This window comes from Agromyces cavernae (assembly GCF_021044935.1).
Lineage (GTDB): Bacteria > Actinomycetota > Actinomycetes > Actinomycetales > Microbacteriaceae > Agromyces > Agromyces cavernae.
Window position 1 is genome coordinate 132341 of the sequence record NZ_JAJNMP010000001.1, and the last position, 12813, is coordinate 145153.

The following is a 12813-nucleotide window of genomic DNA, read 5'->3' on the forward strand; positions in this document are numbered from 1 at the left end:
AGCGGGCGAGCGGATGTCCCGGTGTCCGGGTTCGCCCGTCAGGCCATGCCCTCGGCGGTCTGCTCGAGGTCGGACTTCGGGCGATCGCGCTGCGTCGCGATGGCCGTGCCGGCAGCGCCGCACACGACGCCGATCGCGATGGCCTCGGTGAGCGTGAACGTCTCGCCGAGCACGAGCCACCCGAAGATCGCCGCGATCACGGGGGCGAAGCTCGTGATGATCGCGTAGAGGCGCGGGCTGATGCGCCGCAGGATGTACGTGTCGAGGCTGTAGGGCAGCGCCGACGAGAGCACGCCGACCCCGACGAGCAGGCCCACGATGCGCCAGTCGATGACACCGGCGTCGAACGTCGCGATCGCGAACGGCAGCAGGAGCGCGAGGCTCACGATGCTCGCGACCGTGAGTCCCTGGAGCCCTGGCAACCCGATGGCAACCCGCCGGGTGAGCACGATGTACCCGGCCCATGCCGCCGCCGCGGTGAGAGCGAGCGCCACGCCCCACGGATCTATCGCCGAGGCGTCCGAGGCCCCTGGCCCGATGAGCAGCACCACGCCGGCGCCCGCGGCGAGCGCGCACACGACGTCGAGCAGTCGTCGCGAGGTCAGCAGAGCGATCGCGAGCGGGCCGAGGAACTCGATCGTCGCGGCGATGCCGAGCCCGAGCAGATGCACCGACTCGTAGAACGCGAGGTTCATGATGGCGAGCACGACGCCGAGCGCGAGCGCCGGCCACAACCGCTGCCACGTGAGCTCGGTGCGCTTGGGCCGGTAGAACGGCAGCACGGCCGCGACCATCACGATCTGGCGCACGGCGACGACGACGAACGACCCGACCACGGGGATGACGAGGCCCGCGAGCGACGAGCCGAAGTTGATCGACACCTCGGTGCCGAGCTGCGTCGCGGCGCCGGCGAAGCGACGGCGCCGGAGCGAGGCATCCGTCGTCTGCGGCTGGGCGGGATCGGGGGTCACCGTTCGACGATACGCCGCGCGCGGCACCTCAGGAGAAGGCGCCGATCGCCGGCCGGCACGCCGGGCGCCCTCGGCGCTCAGCCCATCGGCCCGTCATAGTAGCCGGGCTGCGCGACGAGAACCGACTGGAAGAAATGGCCCTGTTCCTCGTCGGCGTTCTGGTCCTCCACGAACGGCCGCCACAACGACAGGAGGAGCGATGGAGCCACAAAGCTGCGGCCGCCCTCGTCCTCCTCCAGCTCGGTGATCTCTGCGAGCTGTTCCACGACCCGCGCGGCCGGCGTTCGCAGCAGGTCGATGCCGCGGTACTCGATGCGGACCGGGCTGTGAGGGCGGTACACCTGAATCGCGCCCACGGTTCCATCGAGGGCGGATTCCAGCTCGATCGACATCCCGCTGTCGTAGGTCGCGGACGGTTCGATCGACCCGGACGGCGGGCGGTAGCCGTCGATGGCCGCGAGCGCGAGCTGCGCCTCGTCCATGGTCATACCGATCCGGACCGGGCCGACGCCCTCCGGGGGAACGATGTCGATGATCATGCCGTGCCTCTCTCGGGCCTCACGCCCGTTGGCCGGCCCGGCGTCAGGATCGCGCACCCGGGCATCGTCGCCCACTCTGTCACGCCGCTCGGTCAGCCCGCGAGCTGCTCGCGGAACGCGGGCGGCCCGCCGGGAACGGCGCGAGCGGGTGCCGCGGCCGCGACGAACCCGTCGCGCCGCACGAGGTACACGAGAGTGGGATCGAGCCGCCCGTGCGGGTCGGGCCCGAACGCGTGCCCCTCGAGGCCGACCGACGCGGCGATCGCGTGCACCTCGGGTGCGTAGACGCCGTAGCCGTGCACCTGCCACGTCATCGAGCGGAGCACGTCGAAGTTGTCGCCCGTCCACGGCAGTCGGCGCCCCACGACGTGGTCGCGCCGTACGTCGTGCGGGGACATCCGATAGTGGATCCGCGTCTGCGAGAGGTACCCGAAGATCCGGCCGCCGACCAGCCGTGGCACGAGCCGCACGCCGAGCGGACCGAAGAACGGCAGTGCCCGGCCGCGTACGAACCGGACGAAGCGCGACTCCGACGTGACATTCGCGAAGAGGCGATCGGTGGTCGCGACCAGGGTGGCGCCGACCGGACGGCGCTCGGCCTCGAACCGGTCGAGACGGCGTTCGGGCATGCCGCCGACGAGCACATCGGCGAGCGCGCAGGCGAGGTTGTGCGCCTCCTGCAGTCCCGTGTTCATGCCCTGCGCGCCGACCGGCGAGTGGATGTGCGCGGCGTCGCCGATAATGAAGCACGGTCCCTCACGGAACCTCCCCGCCAGCCGATGGTGCACCCGGTAGGTCGTGAACCACGACGTGTGGGCGTACTCCACCCCGAACTCGCGCCCGATGAGCACCCGCACGTTCGCCTCAGGCACGTGCCCCTCGGCATCGAGATCGGAGTCGCGCACGATGCCGAGCAGGCGCATGCGTCGCTCGCCCATCGGGAACGCGAGCAGGAAGTGCTCGACCGTGAACCGCAGGTTGACCGCGTCGTCGACGAGCCCGGTCACCTCGCCGGCGTCGGCGATGTAGTACGTGTAGGCGTTCGTCACCCCCTCGAACGCGATGCCGAGCGACTCGCGCACGCGCGAGTGCGACCCGTCGGCGCCGACGCAGTAGCGGGCGCGCACGATCACCTCGCCGTCGGGCCCCGAGAGCGTCGCGATGACGGATGTCCCTCCGCGGCGTTCATCGTCGGGTTCCCGGCCGGGCCCGGCGTCGGCGACCTCGAGCCGCTCGAGCGTGTGCCCCCACTGCACCTCCCGCCCCAGGTCGCCGAGGGCATCGACGAGCAGCCGTTCGTTGCGGCTCTGCTCGAACACGGTGATCTCGGTGTACGGCGAGACTCCCTCGCCGAGCCCCGTGAACTCGACGCGGCCGAACGCGTGGCGCCCGGCACCCGGCACGACCGCCGGCGCCGGAGCACGCTCGGCGAGCACGCGATCGACGAGGCCGAGCTGGTCGTAGATCTCCATCGAGCGCGCCTGCACGCCGAGCGCGCGCGACTCGCGCGTGGGACCCTGCTTTCCGTCGACGATCAGCACGTCGACGCCGAGCTTCGCGAGACACACGGCGGTCATGAGCCCACTGGGGCCGACGCCGACGACCAGCACGTCGGCGTGGAGCTCCTCGCGAGCGGCCGCCATGCCTCCACTGTGCCACCGGGGCGCGTCGACGTCACGCGAACTGGATGATGACCGCGACCGCACCGGCTCGCTAGTGTGAGCACGAGCGCGGGTCTGTGCCGCCCGCGGATCGGAGTCCCTCGATGTGGTGGACCAGGAAGCGGTCGAAGAGCGACGCAGACGAAGCCGAGGCTGACGCAGAAGCGACTGCGGCCCGCGCGGCCGCCGGCGTGCACGTGAGCCAGCACCGCAACGCGTACATCCTGTTGGGACTCGCCGGTGGTGTCGTGACCGCGTTCGGCATCGCCGCGATCGGGGGGATCTTCGCCCCGGTCTTCTTCGCCCTGGTGCTCACCATCTGCGTGCACCCGCTGCGCATCGCGCTCGAGAAGCGCGGCGTGCCGCGCGGCCTCGCCACCGGGTCGGTGATCGCGGCAGTGACCCTGCTGCTGATCGCGTTCGGCTACGCCGTGCTCGTGGCCATCACGCAGTTCGCCGAGCTGTTGCCGCAGTTCAAGGACCAGATCATCGCATGGGGCCAATCGGCGGCGGACTGGCTGTCGTCGATCGGCATCAACGCCGACGAGCTGCACGACATCGCCTCGAGCTTCGACCCCTCCTCGCTCATCGGGTTCCTCGGGGGGCTCGTCGGCGGACTGACGGGCTGGGTCTCGATCCTCGTCATCGTCTTCACGATGCTGCTGCTCATGGCCATGGACGCGGGATTCGTGCCGACGCTGCTGCAGCAGCTCTACCCTGTGCGGCCGATCGTCGCGGTCTCACTCGTGAGCTACGGCTCGAACGTGCGGCGCTACATGGTGGTCACGACGGTGCTCGGGCTGGCGCAGGGCTTCATCAACTGGATCGCGCTGCTCATCATCGGGGTCCCCGGCGCCTTCATCTGGGGCCTGCTCGCGTTCGTCTGCTCGTTCATCCCGAACATCGGCTACTTCATCGCGATCATCCCGCCGATCATCTTCGGAGGGCTGGTCGGCGGCTGGCCCACGGTGATCGCCGTAATCGTGGTCTACGGCGTCATCAACGGCGTCATCCAGTCGGTGATCCAGCCGCGCGTCGTGGGCAAGGCCGTGAACCTGAGCCAGACCATCACGTTCTTCTCGGTGCTGTTCTGGGCCGTCGTGATCGGCCCGATCGGCGCGATCCTCGCGATCCCGCTGACCCTGCTCGTGCGTCTGCTGCTCGTCGACACGAATCCGTCGATGTCGTGGGTCCGCCCGATGCTCGGTGAACTCGACGAGACCAAGGCGATCATGGCGAAGTTCGACGCCGACGCGAAGGCCGCGCGCAAGGCCCGCAAGGCGGGCCAGCCTGCTGCGGCCCCGAACCCCGAGGCTGCCGCCGGCTGACGTGCCCGCGACCGGGCGTGGACCTCAGAACCTGTCGCCGAGCGCCTTCGCCTTCAGCGCGTCGAACTCGCCCTGCGAGATCGTGCCCTGATCGAGCAATGCCTTGGCCTTCGTGATCTCGTCGGCCGGGTTGGCGAACGACACCGACCGGATGTACTCGGCCGAGTCCTCCTGCACCTGCTGCTGTCGCGCGGCACTGCGCTCGGCCATGCCGCTGCCGCGCGCGATGAGGTAGACGAGCGCCGTCAGGAAGGGCATGAAGACCAGGAAGACGATCCACACCGCCTTCCACCAGCCGTTGAGCTTGTGGTCGCGGAACAGGTCGGCGACGATCGCGAACAGCACGAACAGGTACGCCGTGAACGCGAAGATCCAGAAGAACCACCAGATGATGTCCCAGAAACTGTTCCAGAAGCCCATGGCCTGCCCCAATCCCACGGGGCCGGAGCCCGTGCTGTGTTCGTCACAGTAGCGCTCGGGCACGACCCGGCACCAGAGCTCTGCTATCCCAGCTGGTCGCGGCGGCGGGTGAGGTAGGCGGTCTCGGCAGTGTTGCCCGCCAGCTCGATGGCTTGGTCGTATGCCGCGCGTGACTCCTGGCTTCGGCCCAGACGACGCAGCAGATCGGCGCGGGTGGCGTGGTAGGCGTGATAGCCGGCCAACGCGTCCTGGAGTTGCTCGACCGCGGCCAGCGCGACCTCGGGGCCGTCGAGCTCGGCGACCGCGATGGCCCGGTTGAGGGCGATGATGGGCGAGGCGTCGAGTCGCACGAGCTGGTCGTAGAGGGCGACGACCTGCGACCAGTCGGTGTCGCGGATGTCGCGGGCAGAGGTGTGCACGGCGTTGATCGCGGCGAGGATCTGGTAGCGGCCCGGAGCATCGCCGGTAGCGAGGCGCTCGCGCACCAACCCGTGCCCCTCGGCGATCAGCTTCGCGTCCCAGGCGCCGCGGTCCTGCTCGTCGAGGGTCACCAGTTCGCCGCTCGCCGAGACGCGGGCGGTGCGGCGTGCCTCGGTGAGGAGCATCAGCGCCAGCAGCCCGGCCACCTCTCCGTTCTCCGGCAGGAGAGCACGGATCATGCGGGTGAGCCGAATCGCCTCGGCCGTGAGGTCGGGACGGACTGGATCGGTGCCGTCGCCCGTCGCGAGGTAGCCCTCGTTGAACACGAGGAAGAGCACGGCGAGCGCGCCCGAGACGCGTGCCGGGAGGTCTTCAGCCGACGGCACGCGATACGGGATGTGGGCCGCCTTGATCTTGGCCTTCGCGCGGGTGATGCGCTGACCCATGGTGGCCTCCTGCACGAGGAAGGCATGGGCGATCTCGGGCACCGTGAGGCCGCCGACCATGCGAAGCGTCAGCGCCACCCGCGCCTCCATCGCGAGCGCCGGGTGACAGCAGGTGAAGATCAGCCGCAGCCGGTCGTCGTCGATGGCGCCGAGGGGCTCGGGCGGGTCGTCGTCGTACAACATCCGAGCCTCCTTCTGCTTCTCGCCGCGCTTGTTCTCGCGCCGGATGCGGTCGATCGCCTTGTGGTTGGCGGTGGTGGTCAGCCAGGCTCCGGGATTCGGGGGTACTCCCTCGGCCGGCCACCGCTCGACAGCGGTCACGAACGCCTCGGCCGCCGCATCCTCGGCGATGTCGAGGTCACCGAACCGCCGGGTGAGAGAGGCGACCACCCGCGCCCATTCCTCGCGGTGTGCCCGCGTGATCGCCTCCCGCGCGTCGACGGTGCTCACAGGATCGGCCGCACCTCGACCCTGCGATTGCAGACCTTCGACCCCTCCGTAGCGAGCTCGAGCGCCACGTCGAGGTCGGCGGCCTCGAGAATCCAGAAGCCGGCGAGGTACTCTTTCGACTCCAGGAAGGGCCCGTCGGTGATGATCGCCTCCTCGCCCCGGTTGTCGATCACGGTCGCCGAGCTCGGTGCGGCGAGGCCCCCGGCGAAGACCCAGTGGCCCTCTGCCACGAGCCGGTCGTTGAACGCGTCGATCGCAACCATCTCATCGGGGGTGCCGGAGGCGGTCTTGTCGTCGATCACGGAAATCAGGTACTGCATCTCAGATCATCTCCTCTGCTCGTGGCCACCGCTCTTGGGAAGCCTCTCACTCCTTCTACGAACGCCGCTGCCCGAATACGACACCGCTTCGAAGTTCCGGTGCAACATTTCGGTCCGTGCTGGACACTTCAGGGTATGGAGCGCCAAGTGACGGAGGCCGAGTCGTGGTCTCGTGCGCTCGGTGGTGACGGTGCGGCGCTTGGGGCGGTGTTCGACCTGCACAGCGATCGGGTCTTCCGGCATGCGTATGCGGTCCTGCGGGACGTGCATGATGCGGAGGATGCGACGGCGACCGCGTTCCTCGAACTCTGGCGGCGTCGGAGCTCGGTTCGGGTGATCGACGGGTCGGTGCTGCCGTGGCTGTTGGTGACCGCGGCCAACTGTGCCCGGAACGTCGCCCGGTCGAGGCGCCGCTACCGGGCGCTGCTGGACTCGCTGCCCCGCGGCGAGCATGCCGAATCGGCTGAGCGAGAAGCCGTCGCCGGAATGCCGGTGCTCGACATCGTCGACGGCGAGCTCGGAACGCAGCTGAGGGCCTTGCCTCGCACCGACTATCTGCTGGTCATGCTCACGGCGGTCGAGGGCTACTCCACGAGCGAGGCCGCCACGGCGGTCGGCATCTCGGCATCGGCGGCACGCACACGCCTGTCACGGGTGAAGGCGCGACTTCGAACCCCGGCCGCGTCCGTACCCGCGCCGATCGGTGAGGAGGTCGGAGGATGACACCGGGCATGTCAGACGAGTTCCGTCAGGCGCTACGCACAGAGCTCGTGCACCGGGCGGAACACGCGCGGGTGCGGCGTTGGCGCCGACGGTGGCAGTGGATCGGCGGTGGCACGCTCGGCGTGCTGCTCGCCGGCGGGGCGACGTTCGCCGCAGCCGACCTGTTCAGCCAGCCCGGTGGTCCAGTCACCTCCACCGTCGCCGACGAGATCACGGTCACCGGTACCGGGACCCGAACGATCGACCTCGGCCCGGCACCTGAATCGGCCACCAGTGTCTGGGTCGATGTCACCTGCCTGACCGCCGCCACCTATGAGCTCGGTGCCGGCGGCGCGGCGCTGACCTGCACGGCAGACGACGCGGGCACCGAGACCGGACGCGCCTTCGGTCCGTTCCCGTTGAGCGTGCTGCGGGATGACGCGTTCACGTTGGCCACCGGACCGGATGCGGCGTGGGAACTCACGCTCGCCTACGTGAACGAGCAGTCCACCGACTGGGCGATGAATGAGTCCGGTCAGACCTACGGCATCGGGAACGGCAACGGCAGTCCCGACCTGATCGCCGTCATCGCCACCAACGGGCGAGAAGGCTACGTCCACCGAGCCGACCTCGAGGAAGCCGATGGCACTGCCGCAGCGCGAGGGTTCACTTCCCCCGAGGACGCACTGCGATGGCAGGAGGAACGAGCCGGCAAGAGCTTCACCATCCAGGTCTACGAAGCCGACGGCACGACCCCGATCGGGGAGTTCACCATCGGACCATCCAGCGGCCCGCCAGCCGATGCGCCGCAGGGGTGAACCCGTCCGCCCACGACCTGTCACCGCGGTCAATCCGCGGGCGAGATGATGCTCACGGTTCGAGCGCGGGCGGGTCGGGTGGCGAGCACCACCGCAACGATCCCGAGGAAGACCCCGGCGGTCGACCGCAGCAACATGTCGAGGCCGACCAGCGCGCTCACGACGTCATGACTGGTCGATGCCGTTCCCGCCGCGACCATCAGCATCTGCAGCAGCGAGGGCACGATGACCGCGATCAGCGCCCAACACGGCGCCCAGTTCCACGGCGTCGGCACGACGCCGGCTCGCGCGATCTGCACGGACGCCACAACAGCATATCTGCTCAGCCTCGGCCGGCCCGATGCATCACGCGCGACGGCCACCGCTCTCGTGATACGTCAGCGGACGACCCTGAATCGAAGGTGCGTCGCGTTCGGGGTCGCGACCACCTCGGTGCGCTCGAGAGCGATGCGACCGCCGAGGTGCTCGAAGAGGCGGGTGCCCTCTCCGAGCAGGACGGGCGCGAGGTGGATCTGCAACTCGTCCATGAGTCCGGCGGCGAGACATTGCTGGGCGGCGCTGCCACCGTGCACTGCGACGACCTTCGTTCCCGCGGCTGTGCTCGCTCGACGCACGGCGCTGCGGATGCCGTCGGTGACGAAGGTGAACACACCGGGCGCACGAACGGTCTCCGGTGCCGGGGCTTCGTGCGTGAGTACGAAGCACGGTGCCGGGCCCACCGGGCCCGCATCGCCCCATCCGCCGTCGCCTTCGGCCAGGTCGTAGGAGCGGCGGCCCATGAGGACGGCCCCGACCCCGCCCGCCATCCCCTCCAGCAGGGCGATGTCACGCGGATCCGGGGTCTCCAGCCATCGATGCAGCACGTCGCCGCCGTCGCCCAGCTGATGCTCGCGTGTGACGTTCGGCCCGGTAATGAATCCGTCCAGCGACATCGAGATCGCTGCGATCACTTTGCTCATGATGTTCGTTCCTCCTGTTGGTGAGGCGAGGATGACGCCTCTGCTCTGACGTCGTCTGAGAGTGGCGCAGATCGACATCCCGGGTGGAACTCCAGCTGCGAGCGAGACGACGATCACCGCCGCCGAGCGAACGACCCGGGAAGCCGCGTGGCCGCGGATCTGGGGCGCCGTGGCGGCGCACGCCGGCAACGGAACCGACCGGGGCGGCAGGATGGAGCAATGCCGATCCTGCCCGCCGAGCGCGACCCTCAACTGATCACCGTGCGACGAGGTGGAATCTTGTCGGATGAGCATCACCGGCTGCTCGCGGAGTGGGCCGCGCTCTGCGCCGAGCACGTCCTTCCCCGGTTCGAGGAGGTGCAGCCGCGCGACACCCGTCCACGCGATGCCATCGGCGTCGGTCGGGCCTGGATCCGCGGCGAGGTGCACATGCGGGATGCGCACCGGGCGGCGTTCGTCGCGAATGCCGCCGCTCGCGGACTGCCTGATGCGGCGAAGTTCGCCGCACTTGCGGCCGGGCAAGCCGTGGCCGTCGCCCACGTCGCCGCCCACGACCTCGGAGCTGCTGCCTATGCGATCAGGGCGGCGGCCGCCTCGGCCCCGGAAGGCGAGACCGAGTCCGCACGCGTCCGGGAACGCGACTGGCAGCGAGAGCGGATTCCCGCCGAGGTTCGTGATCTGGTGCTCGACGACCAGCGGCGTCGCAGCGGGATCTGCTGGAACGCATTCGACGACTGACCGCTCGCGGCGCCCGTGGCCGGGCTATGGTGAAGGTCATGGGAGACGAAGATGCCTCCGCGCCGAGCGCTGAGCGGATCCCGCGTGGATCTGAACCGCCCTACCAGGCGCTGCTTCCGAACCTCGACAAGGTCACTCGCTCATCGTTCGCCAAAGGCACGGTGAGCCGCCGACGAATCAACCGTGCGCTTCTGTTGCTCGCACTCATCCCGCTCGTCGTGCTCGCGGTGATCTTCGTCCCTCAGCTCGTCAACGGCTGACGTGTGGCGGTGTGTATCAACTGGGTGATACACACCGGGTATGGTGCAGATGACACATCTGCGAGGTGGTGAGAGATGACATGGATCTTCTGGAGCCTGGTCTTCGGTTCCATGGCGGCGGGACTCGTTCTCGCGATCGTGTGGTGGTTGATCAGGGGTCGCCGAGATGGACTTCCGACCGGCTTGGTCGCCGCGTTCTCCCTGGTGGCGGGGCTGACTGCCCTGTCGGGCGACGTAGCGCTCCGCCTGATCTCGGTGCCGCTCTTGCCGTTCGACTTGCTGAGTGGGTTCTGGGGCTGGTACGCGGACTACCGCTTCACGTTTCCTCTGCTGCTAGGAGTCCTCACGCTGGTGATCCTCGCGATTCCGGTCCGCGGCCGGGGCGGACACGGAGCGGCTGAACTCGCCCCTCGAACGCCGCTGAGTTTCGGGCGACGGTGGTGGTTCATCAGCCCCCTGGTTGTCCTCACAATCATTCTCGTGACAACCGTGATCGCTGGGTTCGCGTCGCAGCCCGACCCCGAGGGCCGCTACTCGATGTACTACGTGGAGCTGGGCACCGGAGGCATGGGCGCCAGTATTTACGGTTGGTTCTACTCCGTGCCCTGCCTGATCCTCACCGCGGTCGTCATCGGGGTCACCGTCACCGACCTGACGCTCATCGCCCGCCCCGCGCTGGCGGAAGACATGGTTCGGGATGTGCGTGAGCGCAAAACCCGCACCCGCAACGTCCTCGCGGTCGCAACCGGGACACTGCTGCTGCATCTCGGGCTCATCTTCAGCTCGCTGGCCGGGACCGCGTCGGCGCGAGCCTCTTTCCCTGTCGACGGCGGGAGCATGACGTTCTGGACTTCCTTCGCGGCACTCCAGCCCGTGTTCACCGGTGCGTCCTATGCCGTCGCCGCGCTCGGATATGCGCTGTGGGCCACCGTGCTGCTCTCGGCGATCCCGACCCGCCGTCCTGCCCCGGTTCCGGCGCGATGATCACGATCAGCCTGTCGGGGTCGGCCGCGCCGACGGATCAGATCCGCGATCAGATCCGCGGGCTGGTCGCGTCGGGCCGGCTCGCCGCTGACGAGCGCCTCCCGTCGGTGCGTCAGCTCGCGAAGGACCTCGGCGTCGCCCCCGGCACCGTGGCGAAGGCATACAAGGCACTCGAAGCAGAGGGGTGTCTCACAGCCCGCGCCGGCGGCACCCGCGTGAGCAAGAATGCGACCACTACGCCCCGGCCCGTGCTTGAAGCCGCCCGCCGCCTCGCTGAGACCAGCGCTCGCGCCGGCACCGGGCTCGACGACACCATCCGCGTCCTCCGCGCGATCTGGCCCGAGCAGCGAATCACGGCCGACACTGCGAAACCGAACCGCACCTGAAGCGCGGTCCCCTCGATGTCACCGATGGGTGTCTGAAGGATCCAGCCTCAGCGAGGGCCGTCGGGGCCGTACGAGCGGCTGACGGTGGCGACCCTCACCTGGTAGTCCTCGTACCAGACCGCGCGACCGCGTTGCTGGGCGATCACATGCTCGGTCACCTGTTTCCACGCTGCTGCCGAAGCGTCGTCGGTCCAATAGGAGACCGTGATCCCCAGGCCTTCGCGCGCAGATTCGATCCCGAGGAATCCCGGCTGCTTCGAGGCCAGGTCGACCATCCGCTGCGACATCACGCCATAGCCGTTGTCACCACCGGTGCGAAACGAAGTGAAGATGACGGCCGTATAGGGCGGCTCGGGCGTACGCGCAATCGACATGACCACATGCTAGATGGATCATTGCTGCGATATTTGGTCGTCAGAGCAAGATCTGGGCGGATGTCTCGAGCTCACGCCATCCCGCTGCGGCGATGGTCGCAGGCAGGCGGTCGGCGGCGACGAGGTCGTGCATGAGGAGCCCTGTGATGACGGCGATGTCGCCGATGGGCACCTGGAAGGTGCGGAACGGGCCGACCGCGGGCGCCTCGCCGGGCGCGGGCCGGCGCAGGTCCCTCGTGTCGACGAGTGGGGACTGATCGAGGATGAAGCCGACGGCGGCGAGCACCCCGTCGTCGCCGGCGTCGCCCCCGGCGTTCCACGCCGCGATCTTCCAGAACCGCAGCGGCACCCGGATGCCCCGGTACGGCGGATCGGCCTCGCCGAGCACGGGAGCGGTGAACACGCTGAGGCGCTGGCGGTGCGCGGCGGCGTGCTCGAGCACGTGGTCTTCGAGGCCGAGCCAGAGCTCTTTCGACTGGTTGAAGCCCGATGCCTGCGGCGCGGCGTTCGTGTAGTGGAACGTGTCGGCGTTCGCCCTCTTGGCGACGGCCGGGTCGCCCCACACCGGGTCGCGGCGGCGCACGAGGTGCCCACGGTCGAGGTCGTTGCGGGCATACACCTCGGGGCCGGCCTGCCAGTCGGCGGGGATGCGCTCGTCGAGCCGCCACTCGTCGCCGCCGCGGTCGAGATCGACGAGCGCCGCCCCGTCGATGTTGACGCCCGTCGCGCGCGCGAAGCGGCGTGCCGTGTCGAGCACCACCGCGAAGTGCATGTAGTCGAGCTCGACCGTGGCCTCGCGGACGACGCCGGTCGAGACATCCGTCGTCTCGAATCGCGGCATCGCCGCTCGCACCCCCAGGAACCGCGCATCGAAGGCCATGCGACCACTCGACCACGACCCGCCCACATCGCGCGGGCGTGAGCGGACGCGACCGTTGCGGACGAGCCCTCGCCGTGCCATCCTGCCGACCACGGGGCACGCGTGGTTACTGCGCTGGGTTCCGAGATCGGTGGAAGGGGAAGCCGATGACGACGCA

At 69.2% G+C, this 12813-nt stretch carries 17 protein-coding genes; 7 read left to right on the forward strand and 10 right to left on the reverse strand.

Features of this window, described 5'->3' with window-relative positions:
- Window positions 1-38: 38 nt before the first annotated feature.
- The 3 genes from LQ757_RS00580 to LQ757_RS00590 form a co-directional block, all read right to left on the reverse strand.
- Window positions 39-971, reverse strand: coding sequence for an EamA family transporter (locus LQ757_RS00580; protein WP_231045273.1), 933 nt, complete (start codon window positions 969-971; stop codon window positions 39-41).
- A 77-nt stretch (window positions 972-1048) separates the two neighbouring features.
- The gene (locus LQ757_RS00585) at window positions 1049-1510 is read right to left on the reverse strand and encodes a hypothetical protein (RefSeq protein WP_231045274.1); all 462 of its coding nucleotides are present in this window, start codon (window positions 1508-1510) and stop codon (window positions 1049-1051) included.
- Between the two features lie 92 nt (window positions 1511-1602).
- Window positions 1603-3153: an FAD-dependent monooxygenase gene (locus tag LQ757_RS00590; protein WP_231045275.1), complete on the reverse strand. Its 1551-nt coding sequence runs from the start codon at window positions 3151-3153 to the stop codon at window positions 1603-1605.
- A 122-nt stretch (window positions 3154-3275) separates the two neighbouring features.
- Here LQ757_RS00590 and LQ757_RS00595 point away from each other — a divergent pair, with 122 nt between their 5' ends.
- Complete coding sequence (locus LQ757_RS00595; RefSeq protein WP_231045276.1) at window positions 3276-4499, forward strand: AI-2E family transporter; 1224 nt, start codon at window positions 3276-3278, stop codon at window positions 4497-4499.
- A 24-nt stretch (window positions 4500-4523) separates the two neighbouring features.
- On the opposite strand, the gene LQ757_RS00600 is transcribed toward LQ757_RS00595, so the two are convergent.
- From LQ757_RS00600 to LQ757_RS00610, 3 genes are all read right to left on the reverse strand, one after another.
- Window positions 4524-4919, reverse strand: coding sequence for an SHOCT domain-containing protein (locus LQ757_RS00600; RefSeq protein ID WP_231045277.1), 396 nt, complete (start codon window positions 4917-4919; stop codon window positions 4524-4526).
- Between the two features lie 83 nt (window positions 4920-5002).
- Window positions 5003-6235 carry an RNA polymerase sigma factor gene (locus tag LQ757_RS00605; protein ID WP_231045278.1) on the reverse strand — a complete coding sequence of 411 codons (1233 nt, stop codon included), beginning with the start codon at window positions 6233-6235 and terminating at the stop codon, window positions 5003-5005.
- Entirely contained in the window at window positions 6232-6555 is a 324-nt protein-coding gene (locus LQ757_RS00610; protein ID WP_231045279.1) for a YciI family protein, read from the reverse strand. The genes LQ757_RS00605 and LQ757_RS00610 overlap by 4 nt, the downstream gene beginning before the upstream one ends.
- Window positions 6556-6690: 135 nt before the next feature.
- On the opposite strand from LQ757_RS00610, the gene LQ757_RS00615 reads away from it, so the two are divergent.
- Window positions 6691-7278, forward strand: a complete 588-nt coding sequence (locus LQ757_RS00615; protein ID WP_231045280.1) for an RNA polymerase sigma factor — start codon at window positions 6691-6693, stop codon at window positions 7276-7278.
- A gap of 8 nt (window positions 7279-7286) precedes the next feature.
- Window positions 7287-8075, forward strand: coding sequence for a peptidase M56 family protein (locus LQ757_RS00620; RefSeq protein WP_231045281.1), 789 nt, complete (start codon window positions 7287-7289; stop codon window positions 8073-8075).
- Window positions 8076-8104: 29 nt separating this feature from the next.
- Here the strand turns inward: LQ757_RS00620 and LQ757_RS00625 are convergent, their stop codons facing one another.
- Window positions 8105-8374 (reverse strand): hypothetical protein, encoded by a 270-nt coding sequence (locus LQ757_RS00625; RefSeq protein WP_231045282.1) that lies wholly within the window; start codon window positions 8372-8374, stop codon window positions 8105-8107.
- A gap of 78 nt (window positions 8375-8452) precedes the next feature.
- Entirely contained in the window at window positions 8453-9034 is a 582-nt protein-coding gene (locus tag LQ757_RS00630; RefSeq protein ID WP_231045283.1) for a dihydrofolate reductase family protein, read from the reverse strand.
- A 219-nt stretch (window positions 9035-9253) separates the two neighbouring features.
- Here LQ757_RS00630 and LQ757_RS00635 point away from each other — a divergent pair, with 219 nt between their 5' ends.
- The 4 genes from LQ757_RS00635 to LQ757_RS00650 all read left to right on the forward strand — a co-directional run bounded on the left by LQ757_RS00635 (window position 9254) and on the right by LQ757_RS00650 (window position 11402).
- On the forward strand, window positions 9254-9772 hold the full coding sequence (locus LQ757_RS00635) for a putative immunity protein (RefSeq protein ID WP_231045284.1): 519 nt from the start codon (window positions 9254-9256) through the stop codon (window positions 9770-9772).
- A 38-nt stretch (window positions 9773-9810) separates the two neighbouring features.
- On the forward strand, window positions 9811-10032 hold the full coding sequence (locus LQ757_RS00640; protein ID WP_231045285.1) for a hypothetical protein: 222 nt from the start codon (window positions 9811-9813) through the stop codon (window positions 10030-10032).
- A 75-nt stretch (window positions 10033-10107) separates the two neighbouring features.
- Window positions 10108-11016, forward strand: a complete 909-nt coding sequence (locus tag LQ757_RS00645; protein WP_231045286.1) for a hypothetical protein — start codon at window positions 10108-10110, stop codon at window positions 11014-11016.
- The gene (locus LQ757_RS00650) at window positions 11013-11402 is read left to right on the forward strand and encodes a GntR family transcriptional regulator (RefSeq protein ID WP_231045287.1); all 390 of its coding nucleotides are present in this window, start codon (window positions 11013-11015) and stop codon (window positions 11400-11402) included. The genes LQ757_RS00645 and LQ757_RS00650 overlap by 4 nt, the downstream gene beginning before the upstream one ends.
- Window positions 11403-11449: 47 nt before the next feature.
- Here the strand turns inward: LQ757_RS00650 and LQ757_RS00655 are convergent, their stop codons facing one another.
- Together LQ757_RS00655 and LQ757_RS00660 are read right to left on the reverse strand one after the other, a co-directional pair.
- Complete coding sequence (locus LQ757_RS00655; protein WP_231045288.1) at window positions 11450-11776, reverse strand: antibiotic biosynthesis monooxygenase family protein; 327 nt, start codon at window positions 11774-11776, stop codon at window positions 11450-11452.
- 40 nt (window positions 11777-11816) lie between these two features.
- On the reverse strand, window positions 11817-12656 hold the full coding sequence (locus tag LQ757_RS00660) for a DNA/RNA non-specific endonuclease (protein ID WP_372459605.1): 840 nt from the start codon (window positions 12654-12656) through the stop codon (window positions 11817-11819).
- Window positions 12657-12813: the final 157 nt, after the last annotated feature.

Bases quoted from the DNA above. Each gene is read 5' to 3' on its own strand.
- LQ757_RS00585 (WP_231045274.1), bottom strand. From the start codon at position 1,510: ATGATCATCGACATCGTTCCCCCGGAGGGCGTCGGCCCGGTCCGGATC.
- LQ757_RS00590 (WP_231045275.1), bottom strand. From the start codon at position 3,153: ATGGCGGCCGCTCGCGAGGAGCTCCACGCCGACGTGCTGGTCGTCGGC.
- LQ757_RS00595 (WP_231045276.1), top strand. From the start codon at position 3,276: ATGTGGTGGACCAGGAAGCGGTCGAAGAGCGACGCAGACGAAGCCGAG.
- LQ757_RS00600 (WP_231045277.1), bottom strand. From the start codon at position 4,919: ATGGGCTTCTGGAACAGTTTCTGGGACATCATCTGGTGGTTCTTCTGG.
- LQ757_RS00610 (WP_231045279.1), bottom strand. From the start codon at position 6,555: ATGCAGTACCTGATTTCCGTGATCGACGACAAGACCGCCTCCGGCACC.
- LQ757_RS00615 (WP_231045280.1), top strand. From the start codon at position 6,691: ATGGAGCGCCAAGTGACGGAGGCCGAGTCGTGGTCTCGTGCGCTCGGT.
- LQ757_RS00620 (WP_231045281.1), top strand. From the start codon at position 7,287: ATGTCAGACGAGTTCCGTCAGGCGCTACGCACAGAGCTCGTGCACCGG.
- LQ757_RS00630 (WP_231045283.1), bottom strand. From the start codon at position 9,034: ATGAGCAAAGTGATCGCAGCGATCTCGATGTCGCTGGACGGATTCATT.
- LQ757_RS00635 (WP_231045284.1), top strand. From the start codon at position 9,254: ATGCCGATCCTGCCCGCCGAGCGCGACCCTCAACTGATCACCGTGCGA.
- LQ757_RS00640 (WP_231045285.1), top strand. From the start codon at position 9,811: ATGGGAGACGAAGATGCCTCCGCGCCGAGCGCTGAGCGGATCCCGCGT.
- LQ757_RS00645 (WP_231045286.1), top strand. From the start codon at position 10,108: ATGACATGGATCTTCTGGAGCCTGGTCTTCGGTTCCATGGCGGCGGGA.
- LQ757_RS00650 (WP_231045287.1), top strand. From the start codon at position 11,013: ATGATCACGATCAGCCTGTCGGGGTCGGCCGCGCCGACGGATCAGATC.
- LQ757_RS00655 (WP_231045288.1), bottom strand. From the start codon at position 11,776: ATGTCGATTGCGCGTACGCCCGAGCCGCCCTATACGGCCGTCATCTTC.
- LQ757_RS00660 (WP_372459605.1), bottom strand. From the start codon at position 12,656: ATGGCCTTCGATGCGCGGTTCCTGGGGGTGCGAGCGGCGATGCCGCGA.